We start from the raw sequence: 18,253 nt of genomic DNA, 5'->3' as shown, positions 1-18,253 counted from the left end.
AATCCCCCTCAGTCCCCTTTTATAAAAGGGGGAAGTAAATACGGTCACCGCGAGCGAAGCGTGGCGTGCGGCGATCTCATCCCTGAAAAGATTCGGCTCATCATAAGTATGCAAACGGACTTGAACGATGATAACAAAAGACGCGATCGATACCGCTAAAAGGGTGCTTACGATAGAGGCCGAGGCAATAAAGGCCCTTGTCGAGAAGCTCGACGGAGGGTTTACCAGGGCCGTTGACATCATATGCGCGGCAACCGGCAAGGTGGTCGTCTGCGGCATGGGAAAATCAGGCATCATCGGGCAGAAGATAGCCTCAACGCTCGCCTCCACAGGCACGCCTGCGTTCTTTCTCCACCCGGCCGAGGGCGTACACGGCGATATCGGTATGCTCATGAAAAACGACGTGCTCTTAGCCATCTCGAACTCAGGGGAGACAGAGGAGCTTATAAAGATAATACCCATCGTAAAGAGGATGGGTATAAAGATGATAGCCATGACGGGGCGCAAGGACTCCTCGCTCGCGCGCTACGGCGACGTGCTCCTTGACGTAGGGGTCGCGGAAGAGGCATGCCCGCTTGGGCTCGCGCCTACCGCCTCTACTACCGCCACCCTTGCCATGGGAGACGCCCTCGCGGTGGCGCTCATCGAGAAGAAGGGCTTCATGGAAGCTGACTTTGCCGGGCTTCATCCGGCCGGGAGCCTGGGTAGGAGGCTCATGAAGGTCTCGGAGCTGATGCACTCCGGGGATTCGATACCGGGGATAGGGCCGGACACCTTGATGCGCGACGCGATACTCGTGATGACGGCGAAGAGGATGGGCTTGACCGGCGTATTCGATAAGGGCGCGCTCGTCGGCATCATAACCGACGGAGACTTGAGAAGGGCCCTTGAAAAGGGTGCCGACATATTCGGCAGAAGGGCCGCGGAGGTGATGACAAAAAATCCGTTGACCATTTCAGGCGAAGAGCTCGCGGAGAGCGCCTTGAGGATGATGGAAGAGCGCTCGATAACGTCTCTCTTTGTTACAGGCGAGGGGATGAAGGCCATAGGGGTGGTGCACATGCACGACCTGCTTAAGGCAGGAGTTGTTTGATGAACGCCTGCATTAGTTCTCTTTGTTACGTTTTGATTATTTTTTTAGTATATTTTAGCTAAAAAGCTTGACACCAAAATATATGTAAGGTATAAGGGTGCAAAATTAAGAAGTAAAAGTCAGACGAAGTACCTGTTGAATCCATCTCTTTATCCCGTACAAGAAAGGGTATCGACGCAAGAACGGTGATGACGCAAATTGTCTGAAGGTGTTTTGCAGATAGCATCCGAAGAGACCAAATTGTCCATCAATAGTTCCTGGCGCCATTCCCGACCTGAGTCTCAAGCGTAGTCAAAGAAGACTGCGCTTATTGCAGCAGTGCAGTACTAACTCACACAGAAAGAAGGAGGAAGAGACGGATGAAGAGAATCTTGTTATCGGTTTTTGCGGCAGCGGTGACCGCTGCGTGGGCGGTGCCCGCGAGCGCCACTGATGTGTCATTTAGCGGCCAGTACAGGGTCAGGGGCGAGTTCAGGGACAACGCCGATTATAACGATGACGCCAGCGACGCCAAGGCGTTCATCGGCCAGAGGGTCAGGCTCAACGTCAATGCCGAGGCCACTGACGACACCTCTGTAAAGCTCACGCTTCAGGATTCAAGGATACTCGGCGGCTCCGACTCTCTCATCACCGACACCACCGAGAGCCCGGACCTCCATGAGGCCTACCTCAACGTCAATGGCATCTTCGGCACCCCTGTGAACTTCAGGATAGGCCGCCAGGAGCTCAACTATGGCGATGAGAGGCTCATCGGCTCCTTCGGCTGGTCGAACTATGGCAGGGCCTTCGATGGCGTGAAGTTCGGCTATGTGCGTGACGGCATAAACGTCGACCTCTTCAGGATGACCGTCTCAGAGGCCACCGGCGTTGCGACCAGCTCCTCGACCGGCGCGACTACCCTGACCGGCACCACCCATGACACGACCCTGACCGGCGTTTACGCCACACTCGGCAAGGTCATCCCGAACAACAGCCTTGATGTATATGTCCTCCACCAGACCGACGCGGTTGACCTCACAAGGTACACCATCGGCGCGAGGGTGAAGGGCGCGGTCGCGGGCGTTGACTACACCGTTGAGCTCCCCTATCAGACCGGCGAGACCTCAGGTACCGTTGATATCAGCGCGTGGGCCTTTGCCGCCAAGGCCGGCTACACTCTCCCGACCCCGATGAAGATCAGGGTAGGCGCCGAGTATGACTTCGCCAGCGGCGATGAGGCCGATTCAGCCGATGAGAACGAGACGTTCAACAACCTCTATCCGACCAACCACAACCACTTCGGTATCGGCGACGTGGCTGTAGCCAACAGCTGGTCGAATATCCAGGCCTGGAGCCTCAACGTCTCCGCTGACGTAAACGAGAAGCTCAGGCTCTATGCGGCCTACTGGGATTACACGACGGACGAAGCCGCCTCAGGCGCAAGCGATGACATCGGCAATGAGATCGACCTAGTAGCCTCCTACAAGTACAGCAACAACGTTTCCATCGAAGCTGGCGCCGCGCGCTTCACCCCTGGTGAGGCGACAGCGACCACTCCTGATGATGCTCAGGACTGGGCCTATCTTCAGATCACCGCAAACTTCTAATCCTTCGGGACCGGAAGATCAGTCGGGGCAGGCTAAAAAGCCTGCCCCGATTTTTTTTGCCTGCGTCATTGCGAGCCGAAGGCGAAGGGAAGCCGAGAGTTACCCCTCTTTTCTAAAGAGGGGCATGTATTGTCATTGCGAGCGTAGCGAAGCAATCTCAGGTCTTTGGTAAAAGGATGAGATTGCTTCGCCGCTAAAGCTCCTCGCAATGACGACATTGGAGATGTAGGGTGCGCCGTGCGCACCAAAAAAATAATCCCCCACGTTCCCCCTTTATAAAAGGGGGAAGTAAGTATGGTCATTGGGAGCGATAGCGTAGCAATCTACGGTCTTTGTCAATAAGATGAGATTGCTTCGCCGCTACGCTCCTCGCAATGACCAGAGGAAATGGTGAAGGGGGCTTTGATTTTTAAACAAGCCGGGCATATTTATATGGACCAGGCCCTTCCATGTCCCGATTTTTTATGGGTTTTTTGCCGTTCCGTGGCAGGAGCCACACTTTTATTGACAAACCTACGGAATTGGTATAGATTTTCACTATCCAGCAAAAGCTTTTCGCCCTGTTCAAGGGTTTTTAGTCTCATCTAAATGCATCTCTCGCGCTTTCAGTGCAAGTAAATTAAATTAGAATCCGAAAATATTGATAAAAGTCATTTATCACTGGCGGAGTAGTTTATATTATTACCTTGCAAATCAACAAAATGGCACAAACGTACCTTCAGGGGAGACGTACAAATAAAAGGAGGCATAGTAATGGCTAACAGAGCGGAGGGGCCGCTGCCGGCCTGGCAGGTTTTTTTCGATAACATGTGGTTGCTGTTGATACTTGGCGTTGTCGTGCCTACACTGGTCTACACGGTCTGGGGGCTTATAGAGGTCATGAGCGTACCCCAGCTGCCCGTGGCCCCTTAAGGAGGGATAGAGATGGCAATATACGAACCCGAAAGAGTCTGGTGGAACCCATTATCCAAGGACGAAAGGATCTGGGTGGCGCTCGCCCTTATCTGGATGCTCGTCTCGTTCTTTTTCATGCCGATCTATCACCTCGTCGGCGCTCAGAACCCGCCGTCAGAGACGTATAAGGTAAGCGCTGAAGACTTCGACAAGCTCGTCGAGGGCATGGTTACAAAGTACAAGGTCGGCGAGGAGCAGGGCTTCCCTGTCGTCCATCCCAGCCCTGACGAGCCGGTCTACATCAGGGCTTCCATGTGGCAGTGGTACCCGATAGTCGAGCTTGAGAAGGGCAAGACCTACAAGGTGCACCTCTCGTCCATGGATATACAGCACGGCTTCTCGGTGCTGCCAATAAACATGAACTTCATGGTGCTGCCCGGCTATGACTACGTGCTTACGCTCACGCCGACGACCAGCGGCGAGTTCCATGTCGTCTGCAACGAGTTCTGCGGCGTAGGACATCATATGATGGTCGGCAAGATGTACGTCAAGGAAGCCATCTAAAGAAGCGAGAGGACCTGGAAGGAGGGTCAAAAAATGCCGAAGCTGGACCACAAGGATATTATAGAAGCGCCGGGCGTATTAGTGCTCGCCCTTATTTTCCTTGCTGTTTTCGTTGTTATCTGGTTCGCGCACCTCAAGTGGCTGATGGACGTCTGGGGAGTGAAGTAATCCCCGGGCTGGTGGACTCGAAGCTGTTGGTGAATTCATAACGGGAGGTGTTTACAATTCATGGCTATTTTCAGGACAGACCCCTTGTCAGGTCTAAAGATAGAGAAGTCCACAGAGAACCTTGTACGGTGGAACCTTATCGCGGCGTTCGCCACCCTGGCGGTCGGCGGACTGCTGGGCCTTCTGGTGGTCCTTACCAGGTGGCCGAGCGTGCATCTGCTGCCGCTCGACTACTATTACAGGTTCCTTACGCTCCACGGCATTGACGCGCTCCTCGCCTGGATAATCTTTTTCGAGATAGCGCTGGTGCACTTTACATCAGCCGCTATCCTCGGCGTGCGCTCATACGCGCCGTGGCTCGGGTGGCTCGCCTTCGCCCTTATGCTCGCGGGCGGAGCGGTCATAAACGTCATCGTCCTCATGGGCGGCGCCGACATAATGTTCACCTCGTACGTGCCCCTGAAGGGAAGCCCGATGTATTACCTCGGCGTCATACTCTTCGCCGTAGGCGCTCTACTGGGCTTCATCGTATTCTTCATAAACATAGCGATGGCCAAGAGGGACGGCGGCTTCAAGAGGACCCTGCCGCTCGGCTCATTCGGCATGCTGGCCGCGAGCATCATAGCCGTATTGACCCTCGCGCACGGCGCGGCCATAATGGTCCCGACCTGGCTCTGGTCGATGGACATCCTGGGCTCCATAGACCCGGCAGCCTACAGGCTCGTCTTCTGGGGGCTCGGACATCCGTCCCAGCAGATAAACGTCTCGGCGATGGTAGCCGTGTGGTACATGACCTCGGCCTTCGTGGTCGGCGGCAAGCCCGTTAACGAGAAGCTGTCGAGGACGGCCTTCGTACTTTATATCCTCTTCATAAACGTGGCCTCCGAGCACCATCTGCTCGTCGACCCGGTCCTTTCGACCTGGCACAAGATCGTGAACACCAGCTACATGATGCACCTCGCGGTGCTGGCCAGCATGATCCACGCCTTTGCCATACCGGCTTCCATCGAGGTCGCCCTGAGGAAGCAGGGGCATACCAGGGGCCTTTTCGAGTGGCTTAAAAAAGCGCCCTGGGGCAACCCCGCCTTCTCCGGCACCGCCATATCGATACTCCTCTTCGGCTTCCTCGGCGGCACCACAGGGGTCATATTCGGCACCGAGCAGTTCAACATCATCCGCCATAACACGATTGCCATAACCGGCCATTTCCACTCTACCGTCGTTGCCGGTACGACACTCGCCTTCATGGGCTTCACCTATCTCCTGATACCTTTTATCTTCAGGAGAGAGATCATCTGGAAGGGTTTCGCGACCATCCAGCCATGGATCTACGGCGTTGGTGTCGCGCTCCTGTCGATAGGCATGATGTCCGCAGGGTCTTTTGGCGTGCCAAGGAGGCACTACGACATAACCTTCTCAGGGGCGCCGTTCTCCTTCACCTTCGATCCTTCCATCGACCTCTTCCTGTCGATGATGGGCGTGGGCGGTCTTCTTGCCGTAGCCGGCGGCGTCCTCTATATCTGCCTTGCCTTCGGCTCGATAATCTGGGGCAAGAAGATAGAGCAGTAAAAGTTTTTCAGGACCTCACCTCAAGCCGGGCCGCCAAAAGGCGGCCCGGCTTTTTTTCAGCCTGCGCGAATATTCCCGCTACGCTCCCGGAATGAGGTTACCCATCTTTTTTAAAGAGGGGTAAGGGGAGCTTGTCTTGAGAACTCTATTTTAATCCACCTCAGTCCCCCTTTATGAAATGGGGAAGCAGATATGGCGGTTTGTATTCCCTATCCCTGAAATGTTATAATTAAAACTCAGCCCGGCCCTGGCCGGGCCTTCTTAGGACGGCATAGATTCAGGATTTCGAAACTATAGTAGTCTTTGATGATAAAAATCATACCGAGACCACTTCCGGGTTGATATCATTTTGATAATGAGGATAAAAAAGATGCCTGTAAATATCTTTAGAGCGTTGCTCCTCTCTTTTTCCTTCATCCTGGGCTACGCGCCGCTATCCGGCGCTGCCCAGGGCCTTGACCCTGTGGTGCTCAAGAACGCCGTGGACAATTCGATAGCGGCAGAGGGGAAAAAACCCGGCGACTACAAGCTCGTCGACCAGGACGGGGTCAGCTTCTCTTTAAGCGAGTATTTCAAGGACGGCAAGCCCCTTGTCCTGAGCTACATCTATACGAGCTGTCCCCAGGTCTGCCCGACGATAACGATGGAGCTTAAAAAGGCGGTCGACGGGGCGCGTTCGAAGTTCGGTGACAGGTTCGAGGTCTTGACCATCGGCTTTGACCCGGTAAACGACACGCCTGAGGCGATGAAGGAGTACGGCTTGAGGTTCACGAAGAGCTTCAAGGGATTCAGGTTCGCCGCCGGAGACATGGAGACTATCGAGAGGCTCTTGAGCGACACGGGTTTTTTCCACGTAAAGCAGGATGACGGGAGCTTCGACCATATGGACATGACGACCGTCGTGAGGCCCGACGGGACGATATACAGGCAGATATACAGCTTGCGGACCCAGCCGCAGAACCTCGGCTTGAGGCTCGATGAGCTTATAACAGGAAAGGCTGAAGGCGGCAATACCCTTTCCATGGTCGATAAGATCAAGTTCTTCTGCTACAGGTACGACCCATATACCGGAAAATATGTGCTCGATTATCCGGTCTTCGTAAGCATCTTCATACAGGCGCTTATCATAGGCATAATCGTCTACGCGGTCTGGGGCCGGAGGATAGGGAAACGGTTTTCAAAAAAAAGGAAGGTGTGAATGGCTGGTATTTCCCCTGTGGAAGGGGGCTTGAAAGAGCGTAGCGCCGGGCCAGCGCGCGGTTTTGCCGGGCCCGGTCTTCTTGAGGCTTCGTGGCTCAAGATGGAGGCCCTGGTCAACAGGCTCACCACCGCAGAGTACAACCCATTATATTTCCTCGGCGCAATCGGCATATTCCTCCTCTGGGTCATCCTGGTCTCTGGCATCTATCTCTTCCTCTTCTACAGCATCAGCGCCAAGGGCGCGTATTTTTCCGTCCAGAAGCTCACAGTGAACCAGTGGTATCTCGGCGGGGTGATGAGGAGCCTCCACAGGTACGCCTCTGACGGCCTGGTCGTAACGATGCTCTTCCATGCGATGCGCTGCTTCGCGCTCGGGCGGCACACCCACTGGAGGTGGCTGGCCTGGGTCTCCGGGATAGCCATAGCGTGGGCCATATGGGCCGGAGGCATCTTCGGGTACTGGATGGTATGGGATGAGCGGGCCAAGCTCATCGCGACGCTTTCGGCCCACATGCTCGAGAACCTGCCGATATTCGGCCTCCCGCTGAGCCTCAATTTCGCAAGGGTGGAGAACCTCACGGACCAGCTCTTCTACATCATCCTCTTTATCCATTTCTCCACCATATTCTTTATATTCTTACTCATACTCATCCACCTCGTCAGGGTGACGAAGGCCGTCATAAACCCGCCGAGGGTGCTTGCATACGCGCTTATGGTCGCTCTCCTCGCGCTCTCATTCATAAAGCCAGCCACAAGCGCGCCTCAGGCCGAGCTTGGAAGGCTTGCCGGGAGCGTGCCTTTCGACTGGTTCTACATGTTCATCTTCCCCCTGTTGAGGTTCATGAGCGCGCACCAGCTATGGGTCTTTATCGTTGCCATGACCCTGGCCGTTGCCGCGGCGCCATGGCTTACGAGGCGGAAGAGGAACCCACACGTACGCCTTACCCTCGAGAACTGCACCGGTTGCGAGCTATGTATGGAGGACTGCCCGTACCAGGCCATATCCATGAGGAAGAGGACGGATGATCTGCCGTACCCGGTGGAGGCGGTGATATCTCCGGCAAGATGCGCGAGCTGCGGCATATGCATGGGCTCTTGCGACTACAAGGCCCTTGACCTGCCTGATATTACCGAAGACGCCGTCAAGGGGATGATACGCTCGCACGCAAGCGCCTTGAGGGATTCCGGAGGCGTTATAAAGGTCATCGTCTTCGCCTGCGCCAAAGGGGCGCGCCTTCCCGGTGTGTTAGACGGGAATGGGGTGGTAGAGGGCATAGAGTGGGCGCGGGTCATAACGCTGCCTTGCATCGGTATGCTTCAGCCCTCGATGCTCTCCATACCTTTTGAGAAATCTCTTGGAATGGACGGTGTCTATGTGTCGGCCTGCCGCCATGGCGACTGCCATTACAGGAAGGGGAATGAGTGGTTCATGGGCAGGCTTCTCGGTTACAGGCCGCCTTTGGTGAGAAAGTCCCTGGACAGGTCGAGGATCAAGGCCGTATACCTCTCGTCCGCCGAGGGTAAAGAGTTCTTTAAAGGCCTTGAGGAGTTCGCAGAGGCGCTTAAACGGAGGCGCTAAGATATGGTCATAATACTGATAACGTTCCTCGCCTTCCTTATACCTGTCGCGATAGTATTGTGGATGGAATGGAAGAAAAAGAGGGAAAGTGAAGCGAGGGAAGGCAGGGCTCCTGGTAAGAAAGAGAGTGTCTCCGCGGCGCTGGTGGCAAGGGCCTCTTTGCTCCTCCTTGCAGTGGCCGTGCCGGTCTATCTCGGCTCTGAGGCCCCTTACTCGTTCTTCGCCCCGGATGACGCTCTTTTAAAGATAGCCTTCAAGCACACGGGCGCGAAGGTCTATGACTGCGACGAGGCAGGGCTTGTAAGGCAGGAAGGCGAAAGGTACAGGCAGGAGCTGAAGGAAACCAGGCAGGTCAAGATGAACATCGAAAGGATCGCGAACTGCCCCCGTGAGAGGCACCCCGTGGACGTTGAGCTATTCATCGACGGGCAGAAGGTATTGGACAGGTCCTATGCGCCTACGGGGATCAAGAAGGACATGGCTTCGTATGTCTACGACGAGGTATTCGTCAAGCCCGGCTCTCATCGCGTAAGGGTCCTTCTGTACGACGCCGGGGGCAGGGAGAAGGCCTCTTATGTCCTTGACGCGGCTTTCATCGTAAAGCCGGCAGACGTGAAGGCCGTCTGGTTCGATCAGAAGGCGGGTGGCCTCGTGCTGGGCTGAAATAAGTCTTGAGGCCGGTTTTATCAGGGAGGGGATCGACGCGATCCCCTCCCTGATTTATTTCAGGAAACCGGGTGTCTGTCCGATAAGTAGATGTTGAGAAAAACCTTGTAAAAGGGCACTTTAAGATTTAATATTCAGGTAGTTACGCAGCGGTCCGGGGCTTAAAACATAATCTGAAACCTGTCTAAAAGGGAACTAATGAGAATCGGTATCAGGGTCAAGCTCCTCATCTTCGCAGCCCTTGCCTGGGCCATGATCTTCGGCGCATACAGCGTATATATCTATAAGGAAAGGATCGCCCAGACCCGGAGGATGGCGCTTACGACGGCGAGCTTTCTCTCCAGGGAGATAAACGCCACCCGCCAGTATTATACGTCCACTGTCGTAAAAAGGGCGCTGGACGCCGGGCTTACCGTATCGAGCACCTACCATGACCAGGAACGGGCGATACCGCTCCATTTCACCTTTATAAAGGAGGCATCCCAGACCACCGGGGTAGAGGGCGCTATAAATATGGACCTCGTGAGCCTTTACCCGGTCAATACGGCAAACCTGCCCAAGGACGATTTCCAGAGAGAGGCCCTGAAGCAGTTTGTAAATGGAGCCGATACCGAGTTCTACAGGTTTGAGGAGTACAAGGGCAAGAAATCGGTCAGGTACATGATACCCGACATGGCTACGTCCCAGACCTGTGTGGACTGCCATAACTCGCAGCCGTCAAGCCCGAGGAGGGATTACAAGATCGGCGACGTAGCCGGAGGGCTTGAGATAATAATACCAATAGAGAGCGAATTGGCCGCGGCCATGGGCGATGTCTGGCGCTCTATCGCCTTCGGGTTCGCCGTGGTCCTGGCCATGGGCCTGGCGGGGCTCGCCTTCATAAGGAAGGTCGTCACAATGCCCATAATGGCCCTGGTCGATACGACCCGGCACCTCGCCTCAGGGGACTTGACCGGCAAGGCCGAGGTGACCTCGAATGACGAATTGGGAGACCTTGGGGCGCAGATGAACGATGTGGTAAAGAACCTCCACAGGATGATAGAGGACATCAGGAGGACCTCGGACGAGGCCGCCGGCATCTCACATCGTGTTCGCGAGATGAGCGCTCACGTGCTCGAAGGTTCCAACGTCCAGGGCTCTGCCCTGGACTCCATCGGGTCGAGCATGGAGGGCATAAACGCATCGGTTTCAGGCATAGCCAACTACACTGAGCTTTTGGCCAAGTCCCTGGAGAAGGGCTCGTTATCGGTTCTTGAGCTGGGGGCTGGCATAAACGAGGTCGTCGACAGCATGGAGTCCCTTTCGGTGAGCGTGGATGAGACGTCGACATCGACCAGGGACATGTCCTTCTCGATGAAAGAGATATCCGAGAACATCGAGAGCCTTTCTTCGGCAGCCACCCAGGTCTCTTCGTCGATGATGCATATAAACGCGAAGATAAAGGAGGTCGAGGCCAACGCGGCGGAGGCGTCAAAATTTGCCGAAGAGGTCATAAAAGACGCCAGGGCGGGGGCCGACACCGTTGACTCGACCATAGACGGGATATTGAAGACAAAGGAGATAACCCGGGAGTCCACGCAGATAATAAATAGCCTCTCTGAAAAGATTAAAGAAATCGGCAAAATACTCGATGTGATACAGGAGGTGGCCGAGGAGACGAACCTCCTGGCCATGAACGCGGCCATAATAGCCGCCCAGACGGGCGAGCACGGAAAGAGCTTCTCGGTCGTGGCAAACGAGATAAAGGACCTGGCCGAGAGGACCTCGACCTCGGCCAAGGAGGTCTCCGATATAATCGACTCGGTCGAGATAGAGTCCGAGAGGGCCGTAAAGTCGATGGAGAGGGGTTACCTGAGCGTCGAGGAAGGGGTGCGCCTTTCCATGAAGGCCGGCGAGGGCTTGAGAAAGATAACCGGGAGCGCGCAGAGGTCCACTACGAGCGTCCGGCAGATAGCGGCAGCCTCCGAGCTTCAGGCCAGGGAGAGCAGGATGGTGGCCGAAGCAACGGAAAAGGTCGCCGAGATGACAAGAAGGATCATGAACGCGACCCAGGAGCATACAAGGGGCAGCGAGCTTATAAATAAAGCGACCGAGCGCATGTCCGATATAACATACAGGGTCAAGGGCACGACAAAGTCTCAGGCCGAGGCCACGCGCCAGATAACATCCACCATTGAGGACGTCAACAGGATGGTGGTCTATATAAATGATGTGATAAAGGAGCAGATAAAGAACACGACAAAGGTCCTGGAGGCCCTCGAAGCGGTCAACAGGGTCTCTGTTGAGAATATCGAAAAGGCGGTCGAGACGGACAGGGCCGTCGAGGAGCTTACAAGGCTCGACAGGCAGATGACCGAGGGCGTTAAGAGGTTTAAGCTCAAATAGACTAGTTTTTTACGATTAAAGCGCGGTTTTGACGTTTAAAGGCATAAAAAGCCCCTGAAAACCTGTGAAATTCGCTTAAGGACGCTAAGCGGCCTTAAAAATCTTGCGCATGGGGGATTAATACCATATAATATTCTACGTTTGAGCAAAAACGCCGCTTTTGCGTTGACAAGCCTTCTTAAGGCGAGGATCCTCCGGCCTTGACAATACCCGCCTTGCTCAGTAGAAGCTCTTAAAAACTGGCGGAATTAGATTTTAAATCTGGAACCAGGGTAGTTCGTCCAGTTGTTCGCGGCTCGAAGGCCAGGACACCCTTGCGAGAGTGGCGGAACTGGCAGACGCGCCAGACTTAGGATCTGGTGGGCAACCGTGGGGGTTCAACTCCCCCCTCTCGCACCAATAAAAGCCGCAAAATACAGGTCTCAAAGAATATCATACAAGAATAGGGAAAAAAGCATGCAGAACATCAGAGTCGAACTTGAAGATCTAAGCGCGGTAAAGAAAAAGCTGGATATCTCGGTCCCTGCCGAGACGGTCAGGAAGGAGATAAGCGCGGCCTACCAGTCGCTCCGGTCCAACGCGTCCATTGCCGGCTTCAGGAAGGGCGCGGCGCCTCTTAATATCCTTAAGGCCAGATTCGGAAGCGATATCCAGGAGGACGTTACCAAAAGGCTTATAGAATCGACCTATCCGCAGGCACTCGGCGAAAAGAAGCTGATACCTGTAGAGGCCCCCAAGGTCGAGCTCAAGGCTGACAAGGCCCGCGAGGACCAGGACTTCTCCTATTCGGTCACTTTCGAGGTCCAGCCCAGGGTCGAGATCGACGGCTACATGGGGATGGAGCTTAAAAAGGAAGACGTAACCGTAACAGACCAGGACATAGACACCGGCATAGAGAACCTTCGCCAGGCCTCGGCCCAGTTTAAAGACGTTGAAAGGCCGGCAAAGGAAGGCGACCTGGTCGTGGTCGATTTTGAGGCGTTTATTGGCGGTGAGCCCATAAAGAACGGCAAGGGCGCCGATTATCCATGTATAATAGGCGAGAGGACTATGCTGCCCGGGTTTGACGAGGCGTTGAAGGGAGCCACAAAGGGCCCCAAGGAGATCGACCTCAACTTCCCTGAGAACTACAGCGAAGCCACTATCGCCGGCAAGACAGGCCATTTCAAGCTGACTGTCAAGGCCGTAAAGGAAAAGTCGGTCCCTGATCTCACTGAAGATTTCGCGAAGGACGTAGGTTGCGAAAACCTTGATGCCCTCCGGGCAAAGGTAAAGGAAGAGATAGAGAGGCACAAGAGCAACGAGGCGAAGGAGCGTCTTAAGAACGATATCCTCACAATGCTCATCGACAAGCACCAGTTTGAGGTGCCGCAGGCCCTGGTAAACAGGTACATGGGCATAATCCTCAACAGGATAATCGACAATATGAGGATGGGTAGCTTCGCTCCCGAGGACAAGGGGCTCAACGTGGACCAGCTCAAGGAGAAGTATACGCCTGCCGCCGTGAGGTCGGTGAAGGAGGATATAGTGCTCGACTATATCGCCGCCAAAGAAAAGGTCGACGCGAGCGAGCAGGACGTTGAGAGCGCCGTAAGGAACATAGCGGCCCAGAGGCAGGTATCATATGAGTCCCTCATGGCCAGGATAGAGAAGGAAGGCGCCCTTGAGGTCATCAAGGACGGACTTAAGCACGAGAAAGTATTTGATATCATTATAGGTTCAAGCAAGACAGCGGCCTGATGGCCCAAATAAAAACAGGGGAGGGGATATGAATCTGGTCCCTATGGTAGTTGAGCAGTCAGGCAGGGGAGAAAGGGCCTACGACATCTTCTCGAGGCTTCTGAAGGACAGGATCATATTCCTTGGCAGCGGTGTCGACGATGTTGTCGCCAACCTCATAGTAGCTCAGCTTCTGTTCCTTGAATCAGAGGACCATGACAAGGATATCTACCTTTACATCAACTCGCCGGGAGGCCTTGTCACCGCCGGGCTTGCCATCTACGACACCATGCAGTACGTGAAGCCTGACGTCTCCACCATCTGCATCGGCCAGGCCGCCTCCATGGGCGCGCTCCTTCTTTGCGGCGGGTCGCCTGGCAAAAGATACGCTCTTCCGCATTCAAGGGTACTGATACATCAGCCGCTCGGCGGCGCACAGGGGCAGGCAACCGACATAGATATCCAGGCAAAGGAGATCTTGAGGGTGCGCGAGGAGCTAACCGCCATCATGTCCAGGCATTCCGGCCAGACGCTCGAGAAGATCCACAAGGACACGGAGCGGGACTTTTTTATGACTGGGCAGCAGGCAGCCGAGTATGGTATAATTGACAAGGTTATTGAGAAAAGAATGGTCATCGAGGCGAAGCCGAAATAGTAATCCAAACGCATGGTTCGGCTGAAGTAACGGTCGGAGGACAAGATGTCGATTAATAAAAAGGGTGGTAGCTACCTTACGTGCTCGTTTTGCAGCAAGGGGCAAGACGAGGTCAAAAAGCTCGTCGCCGGGCCGATGGTCTATATCTGCGACGAGTGCATTGAGCTCTGCAACGATATCATCGCCGATGAGTACGAAAAGGAGGAGTTCAAGAAGCGGGAGCACGCCATCCCCAAGCCCTCCGAGATAAAGAAGACACTCGATGAGTATGTCATCGGGCAGGAGCACGCCAAGAAGGTCCTCTCGGTGGCGGTCCACAACCACTACAAGAGGATAGAGTCGAAGATCGCCCTCGGGAACGTCGAGCTGCAAAAATCCAATATCCTCCTCGTGGGACCGACCGGCTCCGGCAAGACGCTCCTTGCCCAGACGCTGGCCAGGATACTTAACGTGCCATTCACCATCGCCGACGCCACCACGCTTACGGAGGCCGGCTACGTCGGAGAGGACGTCGAGAACATCATCCTGAGCTTGCTTCAGAACGCCGAGTACGACATAGAGAGGTGCCAGAAGGGCATCGTCTATATCGACGAGATCGACAAGATATCAAGGAAGAGCGACAGCCCGTCCATCACAAGGGACGTATCCGGCGAAGGCGTGCAGCAGGCCCTTTTGAAGATAATCGAAGGGACCGTCGCGAACGTCCCCCCAAAGGGCGGCAGGAAGCACCCCCAGCAGGAGTTTTTGCAGGTGGACACCACCAACATACTCTTTGTCTGCGGCGGGGCCTTCTCCGGTCTTGAGTCGATCGTGGCCCAGAGGGTCGGAAAAAGGTCTGTCGGCTTCAGCACCGAGGACAGCAAGGTAAAGGATATAGACACGAGCTACACCAAGCTCATGCACCAGGTGGAGCCCGGGGACTTCCTGAGGTACGGGCTCATACCTGAGTTCATGGGAAGGCTCCCCGTGACGGCGGTCCTGGACGAGCTAAACGAGCATGACCTTGTCAGGATACTCATGGAGCCAAAGAACGCCATAATAAAGCAGTACCAGAAGCTCTTCGAGTTCGAGAGCGTGAAGCTCAAGTTCACGGACGGGGCGCTCGCGGCTGTGGCGAAGGAGTCGATGAGGAGGAAGGCCGGGGCAAGGGGACTTCGCGCGATCCTCGAGAACGTGATGCTCGACACCATGTACGAGCTGCCTTCTCAGACGAACATAAAAGAGTGCATAATCAACGAGGACGTCATCCTCGAGAACGCAAAGCCCATTATCGTGTACGGTAACAGGGCAGAGACAGCCTGATCCGCTCAAGCGGACAGATAATAGTTGCCTAATATTCCCCGCTTTTAAAGCGGGGTCTTCAGCGGGTGAGGAGATGCTGTCCTTTTTAAAGGGAGGAAGGGATTTGAAGAGAGACAGAATGGTAGTCCCGTTAATTCCGTTAAGAGACATAATCATATTTCCATACATGGTCGTGCCCCTTTTTGTGGGAAGGGAGAAGTCCATCAAGGCCCTTGAGCTCGCGATGGGCTCGGACAAGTCAATACTGCTTGCCGCCCAGAAAAAGGCGAAGACAGAGGAGCCTGACCAGGACGATATTTATGAGATAGGCACGCTCGGCACCATACTCCAGCTCCTGAGGCTTCCGGACGGTACCGTAAAGGTGCTTGTCGAGGGCAAGAAGAGGGCGAAGATAAAGGAGTACGTCTCAGAGGCCGATTGCTTCATGGTCGCGGTCGAGGAGGTCGAGGAGGCCATAGACGAGACGGTGGAGACAGAGGCCCTCACCAGGTCGGCTGTCAAGTCGTTCGAGACATACGTCAAGTTCAACAAGCGCGTCCCGCCCGAGATGATAATGAGCGTTTCCTCAATAGAGGATCCGGGCAGGCTTGCCGACACCATCTGCTCGCACCTGACCATCAAGATCGAGGACAAGCAGGCGCTCCTGGCGATAGCGAGCCCCACCAAGAGGCTCGAGAGGCTCTACTCCATAATGGAGAGCGAGATAGAGATACTCGAGGTAGAGCAGAAGATACGCCAGAGGGTCAAGCGCCAGATGGAGAAGACCCAGAAGGAGTACTATCTCTCCGAGCAGATGAAGGCCATCCAGAAGGAGCTTGGCGAGAAGGACGACTTCAAGAACGAGATACAGGAGTTCGAGGAAAAGCTCAAGACCAGGAAGCTCTCCAAGGAGGCGACAAAGAAGGCCAAGCAGGAGATAAAAAAGCTCCGCCTCATGTCGCCCATGTCCGCAGAGGCGACCGTATCGAGGAACTATATCGATTGGCTCGTGAACCTGCCATGGGACCAGTTAACCGACGAGAAGAAGGACATAACGGAGGCCGAGAAGGTCCTGGACGAGGACCACTACGGGCTCAAGGCCGTTAAAGAGAGGATAATAGAGTACCTCGCGGTAAGGGGGCTCGTTGAAGAGATGAAGGGGCCCATCCTCTGCCTGGTCGGCCCTCCGGGCGTAGGTAAGACCTCGCTTGCGAAATCGATCGCCAGGTCTACGGGAAGGAACTTCGTAAGGCTTTCGCTCGGCGGCGTAAAGGACGAGGCCGAGATAAGGGGGCACAGGAGGACCTATATAGGCTCCATGCCGGGCAAGATTATACAGTCGCTAAAGAAGGCCGGCTCCAATAACCCTGTCTTCCTCCTCGACGAGGTAGACAAGATGAGCCACGACTTCAGAGGCGACCCGGCTTCAGCCCTCCTCGAGGTCCTGGACCCTGAGCAGAACCATACCTTCAACGACCATTATCTCGACTGCGACTACGATCTCTCGAAGATAATGTTCCTGACAACCGCCAACTCGCTGCAGGGCATACCTTATCCGCTGCTGGACAGGATGGAGCTTATAAGGATACCCGGCTATACAGAGCTCGAAAAGCTGCATATAGCGGAGAGGTTCCTGCTGCCCAAGCAGCTCAAGATGCACGGCCTGACCGAAGCGAACCTCGATATGGGCAAGTCGACGATCCTTATGCTCATCAGGAAGTATACCAAAGAGGCCGGCGTAAGGAACCTTGAGCGCCAGTTGGCCGCCATCTGCAGGAAGACCGCAAAGGAGATACTCAAGAAGGGTATCGAGACAAAGGTGGCCGTAACCGCCAGGTCGCTCTCCAAGTACCTTGGCGTGCCGCCTTATCGCTACGGCACTGTAGACAAGACCAATGAGATCGGGGTCGCAACCGGACTTGCCTGGACAGAGGTGGGAGGAGAGCTCCTCGAGATAGAGGTGGCCCTCGTCCCCGGCAAGGGCAAGCTCATCATAACCGGAAAGCTCGGCGAGGTGATGCAGGAGTCGGCGCAGGCGGCAATGACCTACATCAGGAGCCGCGCTACCGAGCTCGGTCTTGAGAAAGACTTCTATCAGAAGCTCGACATACATATTCACGTCCCCGAGGGGGCCATACCAAAGGACGGCCCTTCGGCAGGCATCACCATAGCGACCGCTATCGCCTCGGCCCTCTCCAGGATCCCGGTGCGAAAAGATGTCGCCATGACAGGCGAGATTACGCTACGTGGCAAGGTCCTGCCCATTGGGGGCTTGAAGGAAAAGCTCCTCGCGGCGCACAGGGCCGGCATCCCCAAGGTGCTCGTCCCGAAAGAGAACGAGAAGGACCTGAAGGAGATACCTCAGCAGATAACGAAGAAGGTGAAGACCGTGCTCGTGGAGCATATGGACGATGTCCTCACCCAGGCACTTGACGCGAAGACGAGGGAAGAGATATTCAAGGCCAAGGCTGAAGAAAAAGAGCTTGGGCCGGTGCCTGCAAGCCCCGCGCCGCAGGCGGTGCCTGGAGATCTCATCAGGCACTGAGCCTGGTCTTCAAACTTCGCTTGACACCGGAAAGTAAAACTGGTACATAATTAAATCCCCCGTCGTACTCGGCGGGGGATTCATCTTCAAGCGGGCGGATAGCTCAGTTGGTAGAGCACAGCCCTTACAAGGCTGGGGTCACAGGTTCGATCCCTGTTCCGCCTACCATTATTCAAAAATGTAAGGCGGTCTCTAAAAATAACAATTTTTAGAGACCGCCACAAAACGGGGCCGTAGTTAAGTCGGTTATAACGCTGGCCTGTCAAGCCAGAGGGCGCGGGTTCGAGTCCCGTCGGCCCCGCCAGACACGAAGGGCTGATTTCATTATGAAATCAGCCCTTTTTATTTT

Annotated in this window: 12 protein-coding genes and 3 tRNA genes; all 15 read left to right on the top strand. The window is 55.0% G+C overall.

The window, feature by feature from the left end; genetic code table 11:
* Positions 1 to 127 precede the first annotated feature (127 nt).
* The 15 genes from A2V21_303255 (at position 128) to A2V21_303185 (ending at position 18,208) form a co-directional block, all read left to right on the top strand.
* Positions 128 to 1,093 (top strand): D-arabinose 5-phosphate isomerase, encoded by a 966-nt coding sequence (locus A2V21_303255; GenBank protein ID OIJ73365.1) that lies wholly within the window; start codon positions 128 to 130, stop codon positions 1,091 to 1,093.
* Between the two features lie 359 nt (positions 1,094 to 1,452).
* Positions 1,453 to 2,679 (top strand): hypothetical protein, encoded by a 1,227-nt coding sequence (locus A2V21_303250; GenBank protein OIJ73364.1) that lies wholly within the window; start codon positions 1,453 to 1,455, stop codon positions 2,677 to 2,679.
* Between the two features lie 924 nt (positions 2,680 to 3,603).
* Positions 3,604 to 4,137 (top strand): cytochrome C oxidase subunit II, encoded by a 534-nt coding sequence (locus A2V21_303245; protein ID OIJ73363.1) that lies wholly within the window; start codon positions 3,604 to 3,606, stop codon positions 4,135 to 4,137.
* A 228-nt stretch (positions 4,138 to 4,365) separates the two neighbouring features.
* Complete coding sequence (locus A2V21_303240) at positions 4,366 to 5,874, top strand: cytochrome C oxidase subunit I (protein OIJ73362.1); 1,509 nt, start codon at positions 4,366 to 4,368, stop codon at positions 5,872 to 5,874.
* Positions 5,875 to 6,223: 349 nt separating this feature from the next.
* Positions 6,224 to 7,072: a hypothetical protein gene (locus A2V21_303235; GenBank protein ID OIJ73361.1), complete on the top strand. Its 849-nt coding sequence runs from the start codon at positions 6,224 to 6,226 to the stop codon at positions 7,070 to 7,072.
* Entirely contained in the window at positions 7,073 to 8,653 is a 1,581-nt protein-coding gene (locus A2V21_303230; protein ID OIJ73360.1) for a hypothetical protein, read from the top strand.
* A gap of 3 nt (positions 8,654 to 8,656) precedes the next feature.
* Positions 8,657 to 9,316, top strand: a complete 660-nt coding sequence (locus tag A2V21_303225; protein ID OIJ73359.1) for a hypothetical protein — start codon at positions 8,657 to 8,659, stop codon at positions 9,314 to 9,316.
* Between the two features lie 201 nt (positions 9,317 to 9,517).
* Positions 9,518 to 11,704: a hypothetical protein gene (locus tag A2V21_303220; GenBank protein OIJ73358.1), complete on the top strand. Its 2,187-nt coding sequence runs from the start codon at positions 9,518 to 9,520 to the stop codon at positions 11,702 to 11,704.
* Positions 11,705 to 12,020: 316 nt separating this feature from the next.
* Positions 12,021 to 12,103 (top strand) — tRNA-Leu (locus A2V21_303215).
* A gap of 57 nt (positions 12,104 to 12,160) precedes the next feature.
* Positions 12,161 to 13,444 carry a trigger factor gene (locus A2V21_303210; GenBank protein ID OIJ73357.1) on the top strand — a complete coding sequence of 428 codons (1,284 nt, stop codon included), beginning with the start codon at positions 12,161 to 12,163 and terminating at the stop codon, positions 13,442 to 13,444.
* Positions 13,445 to 13,472: 28 nt separating this feature from the next.
* A complete protein-coding gene (locus A2V21_303205) occupies positions 13,473 to 14,078 on the top strand; it encodes an ATP-dependent Clp endopeptidase, proteolytic subunit ClpP (protein OIJ73356.1) in 606 nt (201 codons plus the stop codon).
* Between the two features lie 45 nt (positions 14,079 to 14,123).
* Positions 14,124 to 15,380, top strand: coding sequence for an ATP-dependent protease ATP-binding subunit ClpX (locus tag A2V21_303200; protein ID OIJ73355.1), 1,257 nt, complete (start codon positions 14,124 to 14,126; stop codon positions 15,378 to 15,380).
* Between the two features lie 73 nt (positions 15,381 to 15,453).
* Complete coding sequence (locus tag A2V21_303195) at positions 15,454 to 17,904, top strand: endopeptidase La (GenBank protein OIJ73354.1); 2,451 nt, start codon at positions 15,454 to 15,456, stop codon at positions 17,902 to 17,904.
* A gap of 92 nt (positions 17,905 to 17,996) precedes the next feature.
* Positions 17,997 to 18,072: transfer RNA gene (locus A2V21_303190), tRNA-Val, on the top strand.
* A gap of 59 nt (positions 18,073 to 18,131) precedes the next feature.
* Positions 18,132 to 18,208 (top strand) — tRNA-Asp (locus A2V21_303185).
* The last annotated feature ends 45 nt before the right edge of the window (positions 18,209 to 18,253 follow it).

It is taken from the genome of Deltaproteobacteria bacterium GWC2_55_46, assembly GCA_001595385.3.
GTDB lineage: Bacteria > Desulfobacterota > GWC2-55-46 > GWC2-55-46 > GWC2-55-46 > UBA5799.
Note: the sequence above shows the minus strand (reverse complement) of the source record. Positions and strands in the feature narration are given on the sequence as shown.